Below are 19,300 nucleotides of genomic sequence, written 5' to 3'. Positions count from 1 at the left end.
CCCGGTTGACGGATTTAATTCAGCTGAAACGCTTACTCGCGCTCTTTAACGCGCTCGATATTCGCACCTAACGCACGCAGCTTATCTTCGATGCGGTCATAGCCGCGATCGATGTGATAAATACGATCGACTATCGTCACACCTTCTGCGATACAGCCCGCTAATACCAGACTGGCTGACGCACGTAAGTCGGTCGCCATCACCTGCGCACCAGACAGCTTATCAACGCCGTGGCAAATCACCGTATTGCTCTCAATTTCCGCCTGTGCGCCCATACGAATAAGCTCAGGTACATGCATGAAGCGGTTTTCGAAGATGGTTTCGGTAATCACACCCGTGCCTTCCGCGACCAGGTTCAGCAAGCTGAACTGTGCCTGCATATCCGTCGGGAACCCCGGATGCGGTGACGTGCGAACGGTAACCGCTTTTGGACGCTTACCGTGCATATTCAGACTGATCCAGTCTTCGCCGATTTCGATCTCCGCGCCCGCTTCGCGCAGCTTCGCCAATACTGCATCCAACGTATCAGGACGAGTATTGCGACAGATAATCTGACCGCGAGATACTGCAGCCGCGACCAGAAATGTTCCAGTTTCAATACGGTCAGGCACCACGCGGTAGACACCGCCGCCTAGGCGCGCAACACCTTCAATGGTGATTTTATCCGTGCCTGCACCGCTGATTTTCGCACCCAGCGTATTCAGGAAGTTTGCCGTATCGACAATTTCGGGTTCACGCGCCGCGTTTTCAATAATCGTGGTCCCTTCCGCCAGCGTCGCCGCGCTCATGACAGTCACCGTGGCACCTACGCTCACTTTGTCCATCACGATGTGCGCACCTTTCAGGCGGCCATCAACCGTCGCTTTGACATAGCCTTCTTCCAGTACGATCTGCGCACCGAGCTGCTCAAGACCGTAAATGTGCAAATCTACCGGGCGCGCACCAATCGCGCAGCCGCCGGGCAGCGATACCTGACCTTGCCCAAAACGCGCCACCAGTGGCCCTAAAGCCCAGATAGATGCACGCATGGTTTTCACCAGATCGTACGGCGCACAGAACACGTTTACATCGCTCGCATCCACATGTACGGAACCATTACGCTCAACGCGCGCACCCAGCTGACCCAGCAGCTTCATGGTGGTATCAATGTCGCGCAGTTTCGGTACGTTCTGAATTTCTACCGGCTCTTCTGCGAGTAACGCAGCGAACAGGATGGGCAACGCAGCATTCTTGGCGCCAGAAATGGTCACTTCCCCCGCTAAGCGGGTTGGGCCCTGAACACGAAATTTATCCATAGTCTTTGTATCTCGATGTCTTAATTCAATGTGTCGTCACACTGATACCGGCCGTTTATTCCCACTCGCAGGGGGGGAATAATACTTAGAAGCCGTTCAGTTTACGGTCGCGTTGCCACTCTTCAGGCGTATAAGCCTTGATCGACAGCGCATGAATACGGTTATCCGCGATGTACTCCATCAGCGGCGCATAAACAGCCTGCTGTTTTTTTACTCGGCTCATTCCAGCAAAAAGTCCGCCCACTACGATGACCTGAAAATGGCTGCCATCACCAGAAACATGGGCTTCTTCCAGTGCCAATGCGTTCATCAGCACGTCTTTAATTTCGTTATTTTCCATCGCTCTCGATTTCTATGTCTGGGGGAGATGATTTACAGGGAGGTATCTTAGATGAATATGGCGCTATCTTAAACAAAGAATGCGCCGATGCCTGAAGGGGAAATCAGGCGTCGGCGCGACAGGTTAAGACACAGGAATGATTTCATTCAGGTTATAGAGCGCAATGAGCGTTTTTAGCCGATCGCTGGCACCGACAATCGCTATCTCTCCGCCTGAAGGCGGCTGCTGATAAACGTGCATCAGCAAGGCCAACCCAGCAGAATCAACGCGGTTTAATCCAGACACATCCAGCGTAGTTTTACCCGCCAGTAACGATTCACGCTGCTGCCAGAACGGCAACAGCGTTTCACGATCCAGATCGCCCATTAACGCCAGCGTGGAGTCCTGTGCCTGCCAGTTCAATGCGTTCGCCATGTTCACACCCATATTACTTTTTCTGATCCAACGTGATGGTCTGCTTCGCTGAGGATTCCAGCAGTTGAGTCAGGCCATCAACGCCTTTCTGGCGCACTACTGCCGCCCACTCGTTCTGTTTAGTGGTGATCATACTGACACCTTCGGCAATCATGTCGAACGCTTGCCAGTGACCGGTTTGGCTATTCTTACGCCATTGAAAATCCAGACGTACCGGAGGGCGGCCACCGTTATCAACGATAGTGACACGAATGGAAACGATATCAGTATTGCCCAGCGGCTGTCCCGACACAATTTGATAGGTTTGCCCGTTATACATCGCCAAAGCCTGCCCGTAGGCCTGTTCCAGATAGGCTTCAAACGCTTTGAAATAGGCATCACGCTGTGCCGGTGTCGCGTCTTTATAGTAACGCCCCAGCACCAACGCACCGGCGTATCTCACCTGAACATACGGCAGCAGCTCTTCACGTACGACCGTACGCAGATAGTCAGGATTTTGTTTGATCTTTGGTTGTTCGTTCTTCAAGCGGTTAAACGTTTTTTCCGCCGCTTCATTCATTAGACTATAGGGATTCGTTTGGTCCGCCGCGTTGGCTAATGGCGCGACCACCAGTAAAGCCACCATCAGTAAACGTTTAAACATGCAGATATCCTCTTATGGATGTGAAGGAACAGGTTCGTTGTTGTGCTCAGGCGTTGCCGCAGGATTGGCACCCAGCTCCGTACCCGACTGACCGGCATTATCTTCGCTATTGCTACCGCTCTTATATAGGAATTGACCGATGAGATCTTCAAGCACCATGGCAGACTTGGTGTCCTGAATCACACCACCGTCTTTCAGAATCGCCGTGCCCATTTCCTCATCTTCAAACCCAATGTTCAGTGCCAGATACTGTTCGCCCAGCAAGCCGGAGGTACGAATGGCCAGAGAGCTGGTATCAGGAATACGATCGTAGCGCTGCTGAATATCCATCTCCACGCGTGGCAGATACGTTTTTTCATCCAGAGAGATATCCGCTACACGACCGATGACCACACCGCCAATGCGGATCGGAGAACGCGATTTTAACCCGCCAATGTTGTCAAACGTCGCGTACAGACGGTACGTTGGCTCACTGCCAATCGATTTGAGATCGGCCACTTTCAAGCATAAAAAAAGGATGGCGGCTAGCGTGATCAACATAAACACACCAACCCAGACTTCAGTTTTCTTTGTTTGCATCGACTCAGTTCCCAAACATCAGTGCTGTCAGCACAAAATCCAATCCCAGTACCGCTAACGACGAGTGCACGACGGTTCGGGTCGTTGCACGGCTGATCCCCTCAGACGTCGGAATCGCGTCATAGCCGTTAAACAGTGCAATCCAGGTCACGGTAATCGCAAATACGATACTTTTAATCACGCAGTTCAAGACATCCTGACGCCAGTCAACTGCGCCCTGCATGGCGGACCAGAAAAACCCGCTATCGATACCTTTCCAGTCCACACCGACTAACGCTCCCCCCCAGATCCCCACGGCGACAAAAATGACCGCCAGCAGTGGCATGCTGATTAGTCCCGCCCAGAAGCGCGGTGCAACAACGCGGCGCAGCGGGTCAACCGCCATCATCTCCATACTGGAAAGCTGCTCAGTTGCCTTCATCAGGCCGATTTCCGCCGTCAACGCGGACCCAGCACGTCCGGCGAACAGCAGCGCCGTCACCACCGGGCCAAGCTCACGCAACAGCGACAGCGCCACCATCATGCCTAGACTGGCCTCGGCGCTGTAAGTCGTCAGGATGAGATAGCCCTGCAACCCCAGCACCATGCCGATGAACAGACCGGAAACCATGATGATAAGCAGCGACTGCACGCCAACGCTGTAAAGTTGTTTCACCAACAGCGGCCACTGTTTTCTGAATTCGGGTTTACCCACCAGCGCATTAAACAGCATCAGTCCGGCGCGCCCAAACGAGGCACTGGTGGAGATTCCCTGACGCCCCAGCGACGCCAACGTTCGTAATAACATGACTGCGTTAACCCCCTGAACCTAGCAGCGACGTTTTATAGTCACCAGCAGGAAAACGGAAAGGCACAGGCCCGTCGGCGATGCCATCCAGGAACTGACGAACCTGCGGGTCATTGTTCGCCCTCAGTTCATCTGCCGTCCCTTCTGCCACCACACGTTTATCGGCCACGATATACGCGTAATCGGCGATGCTCATCACCTCTGGTACATCGTGAGAAACCACAATGCAGGTCACGCCCAATGCATGGTTCAACTCATCGATGAGCTTCACCAGCGTCCCCAGCGTGATCGGATCCTGCCCGACAAAAGGCTCATCAAACATAATCAACTGCGGGTCAAGCGCAATGGCTCTCGCCAGCGCTGCACGCCGCGCCATGCCACCGGAAAGCTCTGCGGGCATCAGTTCAGCCGCCCCGCGTAACCCCACCGCTTCCAGCTTCATCATGACGATGCTACGCAGCAACGATTCCGGCAGTCGGGTATGCTCACGTAGCGGCCAGGCGACATTATCAAACACGTTCAAATCGGTGAATAACGCCCCGGACTGAAACAACATGCTCATTTTCTTACGCGCGTTGTACAGTTCGCTGCGCGACAGCGCCGGGATATTCTCACCATCAAACCAGATACCACCACTATCCGGCGGTAGCTGCCCGCCAATCAGGCGCAGCAGCGTCGTTTTACCGATACCAGAAGGTCCCATAATCGCAGTGACCTTGCCTTTAGGAACATTCAGCGTGATGTCCGTAAAAATCTCTCGCTCTCCGCGCCGAAAGCTAAGACCACGGATCTCAACCAGATTAGTTGCCTCATGGTTCATTATTTCCATTCCTTACCCATCAGTACGCTCATAAAGAGGTCTTTCACTCCAGCCTAACGGCTGACTTTCATCAAGGTGCGAGTTTTACAAAAACTTACCGTAAGTTCTTGTCCAAAATGGCGGCATAAACCGTTACTGGGTTTTACTTATTGCGACAGATTTTACTTTTTCGCCCAGCACCGTCAAAATTAGCACTCATCACAGAAAAACGCTTTTTGCGCGAAATTCGTCCAGAAATATTGGCTTATTCGGCAACAAGCCAGTGATTATACATTAAATAATTCGAGTTGCAGGAAGGCGGCGGCACAACGAATACTCAAGCGCTGGCATCAATAAATGGCTGGGGTGAGTGAGGACAAATCGGCTAAGCCTATTTGAACGCCGCATACGGAAGCCTGCGAAGGCGAAGCTCAGGGATAAGCCAAGTATTGCCAACGCACATGTAACTTGAAGTATGAAGGGTATATATCCTATTAAAGGACGCTGCATGCTTTTTGCAACACTACTTTTTTTCGTTGGTTTGCTCTTACTGGTTTACGGTGCCGATCGTCTTGTCTATGGCGCAGCCGTGCTTGCGCGTTCTCTCGGCTTATCTCCCTTTGTCATCGGCATCACCATTGTCGGCTTCGGCACTTCATTGCCAGAGCTGATTGTTTCTGTTACCGCTGCCTTAAACGATCAGAACGACATGGCAGTCGGTAATGTTCTGGGTTCCAATATCACCAATATTTTACTCATTCTCGGCAGCGCAGCGCTCATTCGCCCGCTAACGGTACATTCAGCCATCCTGCGCCGGGAGTTGCCGCTCATGTTGTCCGTCACTTTATTGTGTGGTGTTTTACTGCATGATAGCTACCTAAGCCGCACTGACGGCGTGATGCTGCTCTTCACCGCCATTCTGTGTCTGGTGTTGATACTCCGCATGGCGCAACAGGCACAGCGGGAAGGCGGTGATAGTCTAACGCGCGAACAGCTGGCGGAACTCCCACAGGACGACAGCAACCAGATGGTCGCCGTGCTGTGGCTGATTCTCGGCATAATTATTTTACCGATGGCCGCCCGTATGGTGGTAGATAACGCCACCGTCATTGCGCGCTACTTCAACGTCAGCGAATTGACCATCGGGCTGACCATATTGGCGATAGGCACCAGCCTGCCTGAGCTTGCTACCGCCATCGTCGGAACCTTGAAGAAGGAAGATGATATTGCACTGGGCAACCTGATTGGCTCAAATATTTTTAATATCGCGATAGTTCTGGGCGTACCCGCACTACTCTCGCCGGGCGCACTAAATCCTCAGGCTTTTCAGCGCGACTACTGGGTCATGCTGGCGGCAAGCGTGCTGTTAACCGCACTGTGCCTCAGCAAAAAACGCCGTATAGGGCAAGGCGCAGGCGCATTATTATGCTGCGCATTCATCGCCTATCTGACGACCCTATTTTGCTTTTCATAAGAAGTTTTGTTTTTCATAAGAAGCTATTCCGTTTTTCATCATAATCAGGACTATTGGTATGTCACAGTTTGAACAAGATGCTCATCTCAAACAGCAGTCTGACCGTGCACTATCCGATCATGCACCACAAGCCGATCACGCACCACAAGCCGATCACACGCGACAAAAGGCTCATGAACTACCCGCCGATTTTGATTTCCAGCAGGCAGGCAAGCAGGTACTGAGTATCGAACGCGATGGGCTTGCACAATTAGATCAGTACATTGACGACAACTTTACCCTCGCCTGTAAAAAGATATTCCACTGTCAGGGTAAAGTAGTGGTGATGGGAATGGGCAAATCTGGCCACATCGGCTGCAAGATCGCCGCAACTTTCGCCAGCACCGGCACGCCTGCTTTTTTTGTTCACCCCGGCGAAGCTAGCCACGGTGACCTCGGTATGGTGACACCGCACGATGTCGTGATCGCCATTTCTAATTCTGGTGAATCGCATGAAATTCTGTCGCTGATTCCCGTTCTGAAACGCCAGAAAGTGTTCCTGATCTGCATGACCAGCGCACCGGAAAGTACGATGGGGAAAACAGCGGATATTCACCTGTGTGTTCATGTTCCACAGGAAGCCTGCCCGCTCGGCCTGGCGCCCACCACCAGCACCACCGCGACGCTGGTCATGGGCGACGCGCTGGCCGTGGCCTTGTTACAGGCGCGCGGCTTTACCGCAGAAGATTTCGCCCTTTCTCACCCCGGTGGCGCACTTGGCCGCAAACTTTTACTGCGCGTTAGCGATATCATGCATTCGGGCGACGAGATTCCCCATGTCCCATACGATGCTTCACTCCGTGATGCTCTGGTGGAAATTACGCGCAAAAATCTGGGTATGACGGTAATCTGCGAAGCGGATATGAAAATTCAGGGCATCTTTACCGATGGTGACTTGCGCCGCATCTTCGACATGAATATTGACTTGAACAGCGCACGCATTGCTGATGTGATGACCGCGGGCGGCATACGGGTCGCCCCGCAAACGCTGGCGGTAGATGCACTTAACCTGATGCAGTCGCGCCACATCACCTCAGTGCTAGTGGCAGAAAACGATCGTTTGGTCGGTATTGTCCATATGCACGATATGCTGCGGGCTGGTGTGGTTTAAAAAGAAAGGATAATTGTGAATGAGTGAAGTCAGGGCGCAAACCGATACCTGCTATGGGCCTGTCGACCAACAGGTACTGGATAAAGCCCGTGAAGTCCGCCTGCTAATCTGCGACGTTGACGGCGTGATGTCCGATGGTCTGATTTACATGGGCAACCACGGCGAAGAGCTGAAAGCGTTTAACGTCCGTGACGGTTATGGTATTCGCTGCTTGCTGACGTCCGGCATTGAAGTCGCCATTATTACCGGACGTTCAGCAAAACTGCTGGAAGATCGGTGTAAAACGCTGGGTATTGACCATCTTTATCAGGGGCAATCGGATAAGGTTTTGGCCTTCAACGATCTGTTGGATAAACTGTCAGTAACGGCAAATCAGGTTGCGTATATCGGCGACGATATGATCGACTGGCCAGTGATGGCACAGGTCGGGTTGAGCGTTGCCGTGGCAGACGCCCACCCGCTGTTGTTACCACGCGCGGATTATGTTACCCGCATTGCGGGAGGCCGTGGCGCAGTACGTGAGCTGTGTGATTTGATTCTGTTCTCGCAGGACAAGCTGGAGCATGCCAAAGGGTTGTCAATATGAGTAAAACCAAGCGTTGGCTCACCGCTTTTCTGGCCCTGTTGGTGCTTATCCTCATCGGCTGGAATATTGCGGATGACGACACGGTAACAGCACCGGATGCAAACGACCCCGCCGTGCCGGTTTATACCAGCGAAAAGACCAACACGCAGGTATACAGCCCTGCGGGTAAGCTGAGCTACAGACTGATTTCGGAAAAAGCGGAGTATTTCAACGACGAGCAATTGAGCTGGTTTACGACTCCCGTTGCCACGCTGTTCAATGAACAGGGCACGGCAACCTGGTCAGTCCGCGCCGATCGCGCCAAGCTGACAAAAGACAAGATGCTCTATCTGTACGGCAACGTTGAGGTGAATAGCCTAGCGAAAGACACACAGCTTCAGCGCATCACAACGAATAATGCCCAGGTGAATCTGGTCACACAGGACGTCTCTTCCGATGATGAAGTCACCCTGTACGGTGCCAGCTTTACCTCAAGCGGAATGAAAATGCGCGGGAATCTGCGTAACAAAACGGCCGAGTTGATCGAAAAGGTAAAAACCTCTTATGAAATCCAAAACCAATAATCTCATGCGTAACACCCTGATCGCCAGCTCGCTGTTCGCCGTCAGCATTTCCGCCTTTGCCGTTACCGGCGATAGCAACCAACCTATTCGCATAGATTCAGCACAGCAATCTCTGGACATGCAGGGCAACACGGTGACGTTCACTGGTAATGTTGTCGTGAAGCAAGGGACGATTGAAGTAAAAGCCGACAAGGTCGTCGTGACGCGTCCACAGGGCACGCAAGGCAGTGAAGTGGTGGAAGGTTACGGCAACCCCGTGACGTTCTACCAGATGCAGGACAACGGCAAGCCGGTAAAAGGTCACGCGCAGAAAATCCGCTACGAGCTGGCCACTGACTTTCTGGTGCTGACAGGCAATGCCTATCTGGAACAGCAGGACAGCAATGTCAAAGGCGATCGCATCACTTATCTGGTGAAACAGCAGCAGATGGAAGCGACCAGCGACAAAGGAAAACGCGTGACAACGGTGTTGGTCCCTTCTCAGCTTCAGGAGAAAGAGAACAAAAGCCAGCCTTCTCGTTCTCAGCAACCGCAACCACGGGTCACTGAATAAGTTATGGCAACATTAACCGCAGAAAATCTAGCCAAGGCGTACAAAGGCCGTAAGGTCGTGGAAAACGTCAGCCTCACCGTGAATTCTGGTGAAATCGTCGGCCTACTCGGGCCGAACGGTGCCGGCAAAACGACAACGTTCTACATGGTGGTGGGCATCGTCCCGCGTGATGAAGGACGCATCGTCATTGACGACGATGACATCAGCCTGCTTCCTTTGCACGAACGTGCGCTGCGCGGCATCGGCTATCTCCCGCAGGAAGCCTCTATCTTCCGCCGCTTAAGCGTTTATGACAATCTGATGGCGGTGTTACAGATCCGTAAAGATCTGACGACCGAACAGCAGGAAGATCGTGCCAATGAGCTAATGGAAGAATTCCATATTATTCATTTGCGCGATAGTCTGGGACAATCGCTGTCCGGTGGGGAAAGACGCCGCGTAGAGATTGCGCGTGCGCTGGCAGCGAATCCGAAGTTCATCCTGCTGGATGAACCGTTTGCGGGCGTAGACCCGATCTCCGTACTGGATATTAAAAAAATCATTGAGCATCTGCGTGACAGCGGGCTTGGCGTGTTGATTACCGATCATAACGTCCGTGAAACGCTTGATGTCTGTGAACGAGCCTACATCGTGAGTCAGGGCAACCTGATCGCCCACGGTTCACCGACCGATATTCTGGCCGATGAACAGGTAAAACGCGTGTATCTGGGCGAAGGCTTCCGACTCTGATAGGGTAATATTTTATCTTTGCAGTACTTATGGGACGTTAGCGCGATTTATGAAGCAAGGTTTGCAACTCAGGCTTAGCCAGCAACTGGCCATGACTCCACAGCTCCAACAGGCGATCCGCCTGTTGCAACTGTCCACGCTTGAATTGCAACAGGAGATTCAACTGGCGTTAGAAAGTAATCCGTTGCTTGAACAAACGGATCAGCACGACGAAATCGAGTCATTTGAAAAGGTAGACAGCGATTCACTGGATACCGGTGAAGCCCTTGAACAAAGGGATATGCCGGAAGAATTGCCGCTTGATGCCACCTGGGATGAAATCTACTCCGCAGGCACGCCGTCAGGTACCGGCACCGACTATCGCGATGAAGAACTGCCGATTTATCAAGGCGAAACTACGCAAACGCTTCAGGATTACCTGATGTGGCAGGTTGAGCTGACGCCGTTTTCCGACACCGACGCGGCTATCGCGACCTCTATCGTTGATGCGGTGGACAACACCGGTTACCTGACCGTACCGCTACAAGACATTCTTGAGAGCATCGGTGACGACGACGTGACGCTGGAAGAAGTTGAAGCCGTACTCAAACGCGTGCAGCGCTTCGATCCCGTTGGCGTCGCCGCCCGCGACCTGCGTGATTGTCTGCTGGTGCAGCTTTCCCAGTTCGCCGACGACACACCACGCCTGACCGAAGCTCGCCTGATCGTCAGCGATCATCTCGATCTGTTAGCCAACCATGATTTCCGCAGCCTGATCCGCATCACGCGCCTGAAAGAAGAAGTGCTGAAAGAAGCACTGGCGTTGATCCAATCGCTCGATCCCCGTCCAGGACAGTCGATCAACACTGGCGAATCCGAATACGTGATTCCTGACGTACTGATACGTAAAGTTCAGGGAGTCTGGGTCGTCGAACTGAACACCGACAGCGTTCCCCGTTTGCAGATTAACCAGCAGTATGCTGCGCTGGGTAACAGCGCACGCAACGACAGCGACGGACAATTTATCCGCAGCAATCTGCAAGAAGCACGCTGGCTCATCAAAAGCCTGGAAAGTCGCAACGACACGTTGCTGAAAGTCACCCGCAGCATCGTCGAACAGCAACAGGATTTCTTCGAGCAGGGCGAGGAATTCATGAAGCCCATGGTACTGGCAGACATCGCTCAAGCGGTGGATATGCATGAATCCACTATCTCACGCGTGACGACACAAAAGTTCCTGCACAGCCCGCGCGGCATTTTTGAGCTAAAATATTTCTTCTCCAGCCACGTTAATACGGATAGTGGCGGAGAAGCGTCATCAACGGCAATCCGCGCGTTGGTGAAGAAGCTTATTGCGGCGGAAAACCCCGTGAAGCCACTGAGCGATAGCAAGCTTACGGCACTGCTCTCCGATCAGGGCATCATCGTGGCACGCCGTACCGTGGCAAAATACCGAGAGTCTTTATCTATCCCACCATCAAATCAGCGTAAACAACTGATTTGATCTCAACAGAGAAGGAAGACGCTATGCAGCTCAACATTACCGGACACCACATCGAGATCACTGAACCGCTGCGTGATTTTGTCAATGGCAAGTTTGCCAAATTAGAGCAGTATTTTGACCGGATTAATCAGGTCAATGTGGTATTGAGAGTGGAGAAAGTTCAGCAAATTGCCGAGGCCACGCTCCACGTTAATGGTGGCGAGCTGCATGCGACTTCAGAAGCGGAAGATATGTACGCCGCGATAGATTTATTGATTGATAAGCTGGCGAGACAGCTTAATAAGCACAAAGATAAACTTAAGCAGCACTAATTTTCTTCTTTGCCGTTTGGCAAAGGGACAAACTCGACCCATCCATCGGGTGGGTCGGGATCACCAGAAGTGAAAGCGTCGTTAAGTGAAAATAAAATGAACCTCGATCCCGTATTGCAGCTCAGCACCGTATTACGTCCTGAGTGCACCCGAAGCACCGTCCACTGCCAGAGTAAGAAACGGGCATTGGAAATTATCAGTGAGCTCGCCGCCAAGCAGCTTAACATTCCTTCGCAGATTATCTTTGATGCCATCCTGACCCGAGAGCGGATGGGCAGCACGGGAATCGGCGGCGGCATTGCCATTCCTCATGGTAAGCTGGAAGACGATAATGCGCTGGGCGCCATCGGTGTTTTCATCCAGTTAGAGCAACCGATCGCTTTCGATGCCATTGATAATCAGGCCGTTGATCTGCTTTTTGCCTTGCTGGTTCCAGCGGAACAATGTAAAACCCATTTGCATACCCTGTCGCTTGTTGCCAAGCGGCTGGCAGATAAAACGGTTTGCCGACGCCTGCGTGCGGCGCAAAGCGATGAAGAGCTGTACCAGATTATGATGGAAGCCGATTAAACCGGATGACCATCATGCTCACGATGGCAGGCAATTCGCAGTGGGTTCAGAGAATGCTTGCAATCCATGCGCTAAGCCGTCATTTTTTTAGCTATACATCACTTTATAAAAACAGTGGCAATGAAAATTCGCCATCACGTTGCCAGAGGGGAGTCGTCAGATGGTGCTGATGATTGTCAGTGGTCGCTCAGGTTCAGGGAAATCTGTCGCCCTGCGCGCACTGGAAGATATGGGGTTCTACTGCGTAGATAACCTGCCAGTGGTTCTACTGCCAGAACTGGCTAATACGCTTGCGGCACGTAACATTTCCGCAGCAGTCAGCATTGACGTGCGCAATATGCCGGAATCCCCAGAGATCTTCGAGCATGCCATGGAGCAACTGCCACCCAGCTTCTCGCCTCAACTGCTGTTTCTGGATGCCGATCGCAATACGCTGATTCGTCGCTACAGCGATACCCGTCGCCTTCACCCGCTCTCCAGCAAGAATCTGTCACTGGAAAGCGCCATTGATGAAGAAAGCGACCTACTGGAGCCGCTGCGTTCACGTGCCGATCTGATTATCGACACCTCAGAGATGTCGGTACATGAGCTGGCCGAAATGCTGCGTACTCGGCTGCTCGGCAAGCGAGAACGCGAGCTCACGATGGTGTTCGAATCGTTCGGCTTCAAGCACGGTATCCCTATCGATGCGGATTACGTCTTTGACGTTCGCTTCCTGCCGAACCCGCACTGGGATCCGAAACTGCGCCCGATGACCGGTCTGGATAAGCCCGTTGCGTCTTTCCTCGACAGGCATACCGAAGTTCACAACTTCATCTACCAGACTCGCAGCTATCTGGAACTGTGGCTGCCGATGCTGGAAACCAATAACCGCAGCTACCTGACCGTTGCGATTGGCTGTACCGGCGGTAAACACCGTTCCGTCTACGTTGCTGAACAGCTGGCAGACTACTTCCGCTCACGCGGTAAGAACGTACAGTCACGCCACCGTACGCTGGAAAAACGTAAACCCTCGTGATAGTCGGCAAACCAGTACAGCCAGGTAACCTATGACAGTCCGGCAAACGGTTGAAATCAAAAACAAGCTGGGCATGCACGCTCGCCCAGCCATGAAATTGTTCGAGCTGGTACAGAGCTTTGATGCAGAAGTAATACTGCGTAATGACAGCGGCACCGAAGCCGAAGCCAGCAGCGTGATTGCCATGCTGATGCTGGACTCGGCCAAAGGGCGTCTCATTGAGGTGGAAGCCACTGGCCCGGATGAAGAACAGGCGCTTGCCGCCGTCATCGGGCTGTTTGAAGCCGGGTTCGACGAGGACTAGCATTTCCTTAGCAGGCTATCTGCCAGCCTTCGTGACAAGCATCGCTTCACTTTCCCTTCCGAACCTCCTACTATCTACCTATATAAATCATAATATTTTCTTATACCCCCTGCTCCTTTGGGCGCGGGGGGTTATTTTTATATCATCTGAAAATACCAACTGGAGAGGAGTATGACGAAACCTAACCTGACAATCAGTGAATTGGATGCAGAACGTCTGGATATGTTATTGGAGCAGCCCGCCTTTGCGGACAGCGATATCGCACAGGCGTTGAATGAGGAGCTGGATCGGGCAGACATTCTGCCTTCGGCATCGATTCCCTCACATGTCGTCACCATGAATAGTCGGGTGCGTTTCCGCGATCTGAATACCAACGAAGAGCACATCCGCACGCTGGTTTACCCAGCCGCAGTGAAGGACAGCAAAGAACCGCTGTCGGTGATGGCTCCGCTGGGTGCGGCACTATTGGGAATGCATGTGGGAAATTCTATCACCTGGCAATTGCCAAACGGTGAAGAAACGCGAATTGAAGTACTAGTGTAGTGGCACACTGAATTTGGCCACCTGAATAGAGGTGATATCATCACCTCACAGTCAAAACAGGTGACATTATGACCGGACGTAACAGACGTAATTTTAGCCCCGAGTTTCGCCTCGAAGCTGCCCAGCTTGTACTCGATCAGCACTACACCGTTGCCGCCGCTGCTACGGCAATGAATGTCGGCAAATCCACGATGGACAAATGGGTTCGACAACTGAAAGAAGAGCGAGCGGGAAAATCACCCACTGCTTCACCCATGACACCTGAGCAGATTGAAATACGTGAGCTAAAGAAAAGACTTCAACGCGTTGAAATGGAAAGGGATATATTAAAAAAGGCTACCGCGCTCTTGATGTCAGACTCCCTGAACAATTCTCATTAGTTGAGAAACTCAGGGCGCGGTTTCCTGTTGCCGTTGTGTGCAACGTGTTTGGGGTTCATCGCAGCAGTTATAAATACTGGCGGCAGCCCAGGAAGCCTGACGCCACGAGAGTGGCATTACTGAGCCTTGTGCGTGAAGTTTATCGCGAAAGTAACGGCTCAGCAGGAGCGCGAAGCATTGCCGCGATGGTCACCACCAAAGGTATAAAACTGAGCCGCTGGCGGGCAACAAAGCTGATGAAAGCGCTCAATATTATCAGCTGTCAGCAACCTGGCCATCGTTATAAGAAGGCGTCTAAGGAACACATTGAGATCCCTAATTATCTGGATCGCCAGTTTGCTGTTACCGAGCCTAATCAGGCCTGGTGCGGTGATGTGACTTATATCTGGACGGGAAAACGCTGGGCTTATCTGGCTGTAGTACTCGATTTGTTTTCCCGTAAACCGGTTGGCTGGGCGATGTCATTTTTCCCTGATTCAGCACTGACAGGTAAAGCCCTGTCGATGGCCTGGGAAGCACGGGGAAAACCGGCTAATTTACTGTATCACTCGGATCAAGGCAGTCACTATACCAGCAGGAATTTCAGGCAGTTACTGTGGAGATATCAGATAAAGCAAAGTCTGAGTCGCCGGGGAAATTGCTGGGATAACAGCCCAATGGAACGGTTCTTCAGAAGCCTGAAAACAGAGTGGGTACCGGATAATGGCTACGCGAATTTTAGCGAAGCCAGCACGGCAATAACGAATTACATCACAGGATATTACAGCCAGCTCAGACCTCATCAATATAATGGTGGTTTGACGCCGAATGAATCAGAAAGATTGTTCTGGAAAAACTCTAAAGCCGTGGCCAGTTTTTGTTGACCACTACATAGAACTACTCTATCAGCCAGAAGCTGCGGGCGAGTACCACCGCTAAGCCCGAGATAGAGTAACAGCCGTCGGACACTGCCGACGGCGACGGTTACTCATACAGAGCAGGTTTATTCTCCTGCGATCTTCATTGATGGCAGCAGAACGGAACCACACTGGATATTGCTTCGGGTTTCGATATCATTCCCCACCGTCACAATATTACGCAGCATGTCTTTCAGGTTACCCGCGATCGTAATCTCGCTGACCGGATATTGAATTTCGCCGTTTTCGACCCAGAAGCCGGATGCTCCACGGGAATAGTCACCCGTCACACCGCTTACCCCCTGCCCCATCAGTTCGGTCACCAGCAGGCCTTTGCCCATCTGTTTCAACATACCGTTGAAATCCAGACCCTGTCCGGCAATCCGCCAGTTATGAATACCACCCGCATGGCCGGTACTCTGCATGCCCAGCTTACGCGCGGAGTAGCTTGTCATGAGCCAAGTCTGCAACACGCCCGCCTTCACAATGTCACGCGCCTGCGTCCGTACGCCTTCGCTGTCGAACGGCGTAGAAGCCAGCCCTTTGAGCAAGTGCGGTTGTTCCTCAATCGTCAGCCACTCCGGCAGAATCTGCTGACCCAGTTTATCCAGCAGGAAAGTGGATTTACGATAAACGCTGCCGCCACTGATGGCGCCAACCAAATGGCCAAACAGGCCCGTCGCCACTTCCGCAGAGAACATCACCGGAGCCTGCATGGTGGGCAGTTTACGCGGTGACAAGCGGGATAATGTGCGGCGCGCGCATTCTTCGCCCACCCATTCCGGGCTGAGTAAGTCATCCAGCGCACGGCCAACGGTGTAGGCATAATCTCGCTCCATATCGCCATTCACTTCAGCAATCACACAGCTGGACATGGAATGACGGCTAGAGCAGTAACTTTTCAGCAGGCCGTGGCTATTGCCGAACACCTTCACGCCGTAATGGCTGTTAAAGCTGCCGCCTTCGGTGTTAGTGATGCGCTTGTCAGCCTGTAACGCCGCCTGCTCTGCGCGAGCGGCTAATTCAATGCCGCGATCCGCATCCAGATCGGTCGGATGGAACAGATCCAGATCCGGCGCGTCAAACGCCAGAAGATCCCGATCCGCCGGACCAGCAAAAGGATCGACAGAGGTATAACGCGCAATATCCAGCGCGGCCTGTACCGTACGGGCTATCGCATCCGGGCTGAGATCGGTAGACGATGCGCTGCCTTTACGCTGTTGGTGATAAACCGTAATGCCCAACGCGCCATCGCTGTTGAATTCAACATTTTCAACCTCACCATAACGGGTACTGACGCTAATGCCCGTCGTTTTTGACACCGCGACTTCTGCCGCATCAGAACCGGCACGCGCCAGTTCCAGCGCCTGAGCAACCGCGAGCTCCAGCGCTTTACGCTGCTCTGCAACCTGAGTAGTTATCGTCATTGTTCTGCCATAATGAGTGGAAGAAAGCTCACCATCATCATCCCCGCAACGAGCACAAAAGGGGCGTATACTCTATATACTTCGCGCAGCCAACACACAGGTAACGTGAAGTATGACGAGCATAAAATGGTGTAGCATAATGCTTTCTAGTCTAACAGGATCTACGGACAATTTCGCACAAAGCCCAAACCTGTTAGTATCAGCCTCTTTTTTCTGGTGGGCACGCTGTTCACCATCCCGGAGCCGCTACACGTAGCGTTACGAATTGCTCCTGGACACTTTTTAGGAGCCAACCATGAAGCAAAAATACGAAGACTGGCTGAACGACGCCCCCGATAACCAAGAAGACGACGAAGATGATGAAATTATCTGGGTCAGCAAAAGTGAAATAAAGCGCGATGCCGAAGCGCTGAAAGATCTCGGCGCGGAACTGGTCGAGCTGGGCAAGAACGCCCTGGAGAAGATCCCGTTGGACGACGATCTGCGTGCGGCAGTGGAACTGGCGCAGCGGATCAAGAAAGAAGGCCGCCGCCGCCAGCTGCAGCTGATTGGTAAAATGCTGCGCGCCCGCGATCCAGAGCCGATCCAAACCGCGCTGGATAAGCTGAACAACCGTCATAATCAGCAGGTGGCGTTATTCCACAAACTGGAACAGCTGCGCGACCGTCTGATTGAAGAGGGTGACGATGTGGTCCCCGATATTCTGGCGCTGTATCCTCACGCTGACCGTCAGCAGTTGCGTTCTCTGGTGCGTAATGCGCAGAAAGAGAAAGCGACGAATAAGCCGCCGAAATCCGCCCGCCAGATCTTCCAGTATCTGCGCGAACTGGCTGAGACAACAGACTAACGGCGATCGTGGGATGAGGAGTATGCCTCACTCATCCCATGTATTATCGGTAGCTCGTTGAGCTCACGATCCATTCCGATCGCGACAGCATCTCAGATTACAACCCACCCAGATGCCAGGTTTTCACTTCCAGAAACTCATCCAGCCCCAGAACAGAGCCTTCGCGGCCTAATCCTGACTCTTTCACACCGCCGAAGGGTGCTAACTCGGTTGAAACCGCGCATTCGTTAATGCCAATCATGCCGCTCTCCAACGCTTCTGCCACGCGGAACACACGCTGCAAATTCTGGCTGTAGAAGTAAGCCGCCAGACCAAATGGCGTATTGTTGGCGCGCTGAATCACTTCTTCTTCCGTTTTGAAACGGAAACAGGGAGCAACCGGACCAAACGTTTCTTCCTGCGCCAGCAGCATCGCTTCGTTGGCATCAATAATCACCGTCGGCTCAAAGAAGCTGTGGCCCAGCTTGTGCCGTTTACCACCAACAAGCGCCTTGCCTCCCTTTTCCACCGCGTCATTGACGTGCTTTTCCACCTTCTCAACGGCAGCATCATCAATCAGCGGACCGAGCACGACGCCGTCATCCATACCGTTGCCGACCTTCAACTTCTTCACTTCTTCCGCGAGCAGAGAGACAAACTCATCGTAGACGCCGTCCTGAATATAAAATCGGTTAGCGCTGACGCAGACTTGACCCGCATTGCGGAAGCGATTAGCGATCGCGCCTTTCACCGCAGCCTGAATATCTGCATCATCAAACACGATATAAGGCGCGTTGCCACCCAGCTCCATCGACACTTTCTTCATCGTATCTGCGGCGTTGCGCACCAGCGTTTTCCCTACTTCTGTCGAACCAGTGAAGGAAATTTTGCGCACTTTATCGCTCGCCATGACGGTATCGCTAATCGCCTGCGTGTCGCCCGCCACACCGTTGAGTACGCCATCCGGCACACCCGCCTGCTGTGCCAGCGCCAACAGCGCAAACGCAGACAGCGGCGTGTTGTTCGCAGGTTTGATGACGCCGGTACACCCCGCGGCCAACGCCGGCCCCAGCTTACGCGTCAGCATCGCCAGCGGGAAATTCCACGGTGTAATAGCGACAACGACGCCAACGGGTTCACGCGTGGCGTAAATCTTCGATCCGGGTTTCGCAGGCGGAATAATCTCACCGTTAGCCCGTTTTCCCTGCTCAGCAAACCACTGGATGAAATTCGCCGCGTAGACGACTTCGCCTTCGGCTTCCTGCACTGGCTTACCCTGCTCAGCGGTCATCAACTCCGCCAGATAGCGTTTATTTTCCAGAATCAGTTCGTACCAGCGATACAGAATTTCAGACCGTTCCTTCGCGGTTTTACGCTTCCAGGCAGGAAAAGCGGCATAGGCTGCATCAATCGCCGCCTGCGTCTCTTTTTTTCCCGCTTTCGCCACGCTGGCAATCGATTCACCCGTCGCCGGATTCACAACCTCGAAGGTCGCGCCGCTCTGCTGCCATTTCCCCGCAGCAAAGTAGCCCGTTTTGAACAGTTCATGACTCTGCAAATTTTGTCCTGACATCGTGTTACCTCCTGAAAAGGGTCATATTCCATGACGTTATGAGGGAAGCTATGGATA

The 19,300-nt window shown here is 52.8% G+C and carries 23 protein-coding genes; 14 read left to right on the top strand and 9 right to left on the bottom strand.

The window, feature by feature from the left end; all coding sequences use genetic code 11:
* Nucleotides 1–32 precede the first annotated feature (32 nt).
* From murA to mlaF, 7 genes are all read right to left on the bottom strand, one after another.
* Nucleotides 33–1,295, bottom strand: a complete 1,263-nt coding sequence (gene murA, locus JFY74_01735; GenBank protein QQG28815.1) for a UDP-N-acetylglucosamine 1-carboxyvinyltransferase — start codon at nt 1,293–1,295, stop codon at nt 33–35.
* An 85-nt stretch (nt 1,296–1,380) separates the two neighbouring features.
* The gene (gene ibaG / locus JFY74_01730; GenBank protein ID QQG28814.1) at nt 1,381–1,635 is read right to left on the bottom strand and encodes a BolA family iron metabolism protein IbaG; all 255 of its coding nucleotides are present in this window, start codon (nt 1,633–1,635) and stop codon (nt 1,381–1,383) included.
* A gap of 123 nt (nt 1,636–1,758) precedes the next feature.
* On the bottom strand, nt 1,759–2,049 hold the full coding sequence (gene mlaB / locus JFY74_01725; protein ID QQG28813.1) for a lipid asymmetry maintenance protein MlaB: 291 nt from the start codon (nt 2,047–2,049) through the stop codon (nt 1,759–1,761).
* Between the two features lie 13 nt (nt 2,050–2,062).
* Nucleotides 2,063–2,692, bottom strand: coding sequence for a phospholipid-binding protein MlaC (mlaC, locus tag JFY74_01720; GenBank protein QQG28812.1), 630 nt, complete (start codon nt 2,690–2,692; stop codon nt 2,063–2,065).
* 12 nt (nt 2,693–2,704) lie between these two features.
* Complete coding sequence (mlaD, locus tag JFY74_01715) at nt 2,705–3,271, bottom strand: outer membrane lipid asymmetry maintenance protein MlaD (GenBank protein ID QQG28811.1); 567 nt, start codon at nt 3,269–3,271, stop codon at nt 2,705–2,707.
* A gap of 4 nt (nt 3,272–3,275) precedes the next feature.
* Nucleotides 3,276–4,058 (bottom strand): lipid asymmetry maintenance ABC transporter permease subunit MlaE, encoded by a 783-nt coding sequence (mlaE, locus tag JFY74_01710; GenBank protein QQG28810.1) that lies wholly within the window; start codon nt 4,056–4,058, stop codon nt 3,276–3,278.
* Nucleotides 4,059–4,065: 7 nt separating this feature from the next.
* Nucleotides 4,066–4,878 carry a phospholipid ABC transporter ATP-binding protein MlaF gene (mlaF, locus tag JFY74_01705; GenBank protein ID QQG28809.1) on the bottom strand — a complete coding sequence of 271 codons (813 nt, stop codon included), beginning with the start codon at nt 4,876–4,878 and terminating at the stop codon, nt 4,066–4,068.
* A gap of 487 nt (nt 4,879–5,365) precedes the next feature.
* Between mlaF and JFY74_01700 the strand changes: the two genes are divergently transcribed.
* The 13 genes from JFY74_01700 (at nt 5,366) to JFY74_01640 (ending at nt 15,384) form a co-directional block, all read left to right on the top strand.
* Entirely contained in the window at nt 5,366–6,331 is a 966-nt protein-coding gene (locus JFY74_01700) for a calcium/sodium antiporter (GenBank protein QQG28808.1), read from the top strand.
* Nucleotides 6,332–6,389: 58 nt separating this feature from the next.
* Nucleotides 6,390–7,481, top strand: coding sequence for an arabinose-5-phosphate isomerase KdsD (kdsD, locus tag JFY74_01695; protein ID QQG28807.1), 1,092 nt, complete (start codon nt 6,390–6,392; stop codon nt 7,479–7,481).
* A gap of 19 nt (nt 7,482–7,500) precedes the next feature.
* A complete protein-coding gene (gene kdsC / locus JFY74_01690; protein ID QQG28806.1) occupies nt 7,501–8,067 on the top strand; it encodes a 3-deoxy-manno-octulosonate-8-phosphatase KdsC in 567 nt (188 codons plus the stop codon).
* Nucleotides 8,064–8,630, top strand: coding sequence for an LPS export ABC transporter periplasmic protein LptC (gene lptC, locus JFY74_01685; protein ID QQG28805.1), 567 nt, complete (start codon nt 8,064–8,066; stop codon nt 8,628–8,630). The genes kdsC and lptC overlap by 4 nt, the downstream gene beginning before the upstream one ends.
* Nucleotides 8,611–9,183 (top strand): lipopolysaccharide ABC transporter substrate-binding protein LptA, encoded by a 573-nt coding sequence (lptA, locus tag JFY74_01680; GenBank protein ID QQG28804.1) that lies wholly within the window; start codon nt 8,611–8,613, stop codon nt 9,181–9,183. The genes lptC and lptA overlap by 20 nt, the downstream gene beginning before the upstream one ends.
* 3 nt (nt 9,184–9,186) lie before the next feature.
* Complete coding sequence (gene lptB / locus JFY74_01675; GenBank protein ID QQG28803.1) at nt 9,187–9,912, top strand: LPS export ABC transporter ATP-binding protein; 726 nt, start codon at nt 9,187–9,189, stop codon at nt 9,910–9,912.
* Between the two features lie 49 nt (nt 9,913–9,961).
* A complete protein-coding gene (gene rpoN, locus JFY74_01670; protein QQG28802.1) occupies nt 9,962–11,395 on the top strand; it encodes an RNA polymerase factor sigma-54 in 1,434 nt (477 codons plus the stop codon).
* Between the two features lie 23 nt (nt 11,396–11,418).
* Entirely contained in the window at nt 11,419–11,706 is a 288-nt protein-coding gene (gene hpf, locus JFY74_01665; protein QQG28801.1) for a ribosome hibernation promoting factor, read from the top strand.
* A gap of 96 nt (nt 11,707–11,802) precedes the next feature.
* Nucleotides 11,803–12,276, top strand: coding sequence for a PTS IIA-like nitrogen regulatory protein PtsN (ptsN, locus tag JFY74_01660; GenBank protein QQG30422.1), 474 nt, complete (start codon nt 11,803–11,805; stop codon nt 12,274–12,276).
* A 160-nt stretch (nt 12,277–12,436) separates the two neighbouring features.
* The gene (rapZ, locus tag JFY74_01655; GenBank protein ID QQG28800.1) at nt 12,437–13,294 is read left to right on the top strand and encodes an RNase adapter RapZ; all 858 of its coding nucleotides are present in this window, start codon (nt 12,437–12,439) and stop codon (nt 13,292–13,294) included.
* A gap of 31 nt (nt 13,295–13,325) precedes the next feature.
* Nucleotides 13,326–13,598, top strand: a complete 273-nt coding sequence (npr, locus tag JFY74_01650; protein QQG28799.1) for a PTS phosphocarrier protein NPr — start codon at nt 13,326–13,328, stop codon at nt 13,596–13,598.
* A 171-nt stretch (nt 13,599–13,769) separates the two neighbouring features.
* Nucleotides 13,770–14,141, top strand: coding sequence for a nucleoside diphosphate kinase regulator (gene rnk / locus JFY74_01645; GenBank protein QQG28798.1), 372 nt, complete (start codon nt 13,770–13,772; stop codon nt 14,139–14,141).
* Between the two features lie 68 nt (nt 14,142–14,209).
* Nucleotides 14,210–15,384 (top strand): IS3 family transposase gene (locus JFY74_01640; GenBank protein ID QQG28797.1). Its coding sequence is split into 2 segments (ribosomal slippage): nt 14,210–14,468 and nt 14,468–15,384, totalling 1,176 coding nucleotides; the frame shifts between segments, so codons are not numbered across the junction.
* Between the two features lie 119 nt (nt 15,385–15,503).
* On the opposite strand, the gene pmbA is transcribed toward JFY74_01640, so the two are convergent.
* Nucleotides 15,504–16,844, bottom strand: a complete 1,341-nt coding sequence (gene pmbA, locus JFY74_01635; GenBank protein ID QQG28796.1) for a metalloprotease PmbA — start codon at nt 16,842–16,844, stop codon at nt 15,504–15,506.
* Nucleotides 16,845–17,139: 295 nt separating this feature from the next.
* Here pmbA and JFY74_01630 point away from each other — a divergent pair, with 295 nt between their 5' ends.
* Nucleotides 17,140–17,691: a ribosome-associated protein gene (locus JFY74_01630; protein QQG28795.1), complete on the top strand. Its 552-nt coding sequence runs from the start codon at nt 17,140–17,142 to the stop codon at nt 17,689–17,691.
* A 97-nt stretch (nt 17,692–17,788) separates the two neighbouring features.
* Here the strand turns inward: JFY74_01630 and JFY74_01625 are convergent, their stop codons facing one another.
* Nucleotides 17,789–19,243, bottom strand: a complete 1,455-nt coding sequence (locus JFY74_01625) for an NAD-dependent succinate-semialdehyde dehydrogenase (protein QQG28794.1) — start codon at nt 19,241–19,243, stop codon at nt 17,789–17,791.
* Between the last annotated feature and the right edge of the window lie 57 nt (nt 19,244–19,300).

This window comes from Pectobacterium carotovorum (genome assembly GCA_016415585.1).
Taxonomy (GTDB): domain Bacteria; phylum Pseudomonadota; class Gammaproteobacteria; order Enterobacterales; family Enterobacteriaceae; genus Pectobacterium; species Pectobacterium carotovorum_K.
This window is presented reverse-complemented; position numbering and strand designations above follow the sequence as displayed.

What these genes read in the sequence shown, in the direction of transcription:
- murA (QQG28815.1), bottom strand. Translation starts at nt 1,295, where the DNA reads ATGGATAAATTTCGTGTTCAGGGCCCAACCCGCTTAGCGGGGGAAGTG.
- ibaG (QQG28814.1), bottom strand. Translation starts at nt 1,635, where the DNA reads ATGGAAAATAACGAAATTAAAGACGTGCTGATGAACGCATTGGCACTG.
- mlaB (QQG28813.1), bottom strand. Translation starts at nt 2,049, where the DNA reads ATGGCGAACGCATTGAACTGGCAGGCACAGGACTCCACGCTGGCGTTA.
- mlaC (QQG28812.1), bottom strand. Translation starts at nt 2,692, where the DNA reads ATGTTTAAACGTTTACTGATGGTGGCTTTACTGGTGGTCGCGCCATTA.
- mlaD (QQG28811.1), bottom strand. Translation starts at nt 3,271, where the DNA reads ATGCAAACAAAGAAAACTGAAGTCTGGGTTGGTGTGTTTATGTTGATC.
- mlaE (QQG28810.1), bottom strand. Translation starts at nt 4,058, where the DNA reads ATGTTATTACGAACGTTGGCGTCGCTGGGGCGTCAGGGAATCTCCACC.
- mlaF (QQG28809.1), bottom strand. Translation starts at nt 4,878, where the DNA reads ATGAACCATGAGGCAACTAATCTGGTTGAGATCCGTGGTCTTAGCTTT.
- JFY74_01700 (QQG28808.1), top strand. Translation starts at nt 5,366, where the DNA reads ATGCTTTTTGCAACACTACTTTTTTTCGTTGGTTTGCTCTTACTGGTT.
- kdsD (QQG28807.1), top strand. Translation starts at nt 6,390, where the DNA reads ATGTCACAGTTTGAACAAGATGCTCATCTCAAACAGCAGTCTGACCGT.
- kdsC (QQG28806.1), top strand. Translation starts at nt 7,501, where the DNA reads ATGAGTGAAGTCAGGGCGCAAACCGATACCTGCTATGGGCCTGTCGAC.
- lptC (QQG28805.1), top strand. Translation starts at nt 8,064, where the DNA reads ATGAGTAAAACCAAGCGTTGGCTCACCGCTTTTCTGGCCCTGTTGGTG.
- lptA (QQG28804.1), top strand. Translation starts at nt 8,611, where the DNA reads ATGAAATCCAAAACCAATAATCTCATGCGTAACACCCTGATCGCCAGC.
- lptB (QQG28803.1), top strand. Translation starts at nt 9,187, where the DNA reads ATGGCAACATTAACCGCAGAAAATCTAGCCAAGGCGTACAAAGGCCGT.
- rpoN (QQG28802.1), top strand. Translation starts at nt 9,962, where the DNA reads ATGAAGCAAGGTTTGCAACTCAGGCTTAGCCAGCAACTGGCCATGACT.
- hpf (QQG28801.1), top strand. Translation starts at nt 11,419, where the DNA reads ATGCAGCTCAACATTACCGGACACCACATCGAGATCACTGAACCGCTG.
- ptsN (QQG30422.1), top strand. Translation starts at nt 11,803, where the DNA reads ATGAACCTCGATCCCGTATTGCAGCTCAGCACCGTATTACGTCCTGAG.
- rapZ (QQG28800.1), top strand. Translation starts at nt 12,437, where the DNA reads ATGGTGCTGATGATTGTCAGTGGTCGCTCAGGTTCAGGGAAATCTGTC.
- npr (QQG28799.1), top strand. Translation starts at nt 13,326, where the DNA reads ATGACAGTCCGGCAAACGGTTGAAATCAAAAACAAGCTGGGCATGCAC.
- rnk (QQG28798.1), top strand. Translation starts at nt 13,770, where the DNA reads ATGACGAAACCTAACCTGACAATCAGTGAATTGGATGCAGAACGTCTG.
- pmbA (QQG28796.1), bottom strand. Translation starts at nt 16,844, where the DNA reads ATGACGATAACTACTCAGGTTGCAGAGCAGCGTAAAGCGCTGGAGCTC.
- JFY74_01630 (QQG28795.1), top strand. Translation starts at nt 17,140, where the DNA reads ATGAAGCAAAAATACGAAGACTGGCTGAACGACGCCCCCGATAACCAA.
- JFY74_01625 (QQG28794.1), bottom strand. Translation starts at nt 19,243, where the DNA reads ATGTCAGGACAAAATTTGCAGAGTCATGAACTGTTCAAAACGGGCTAC.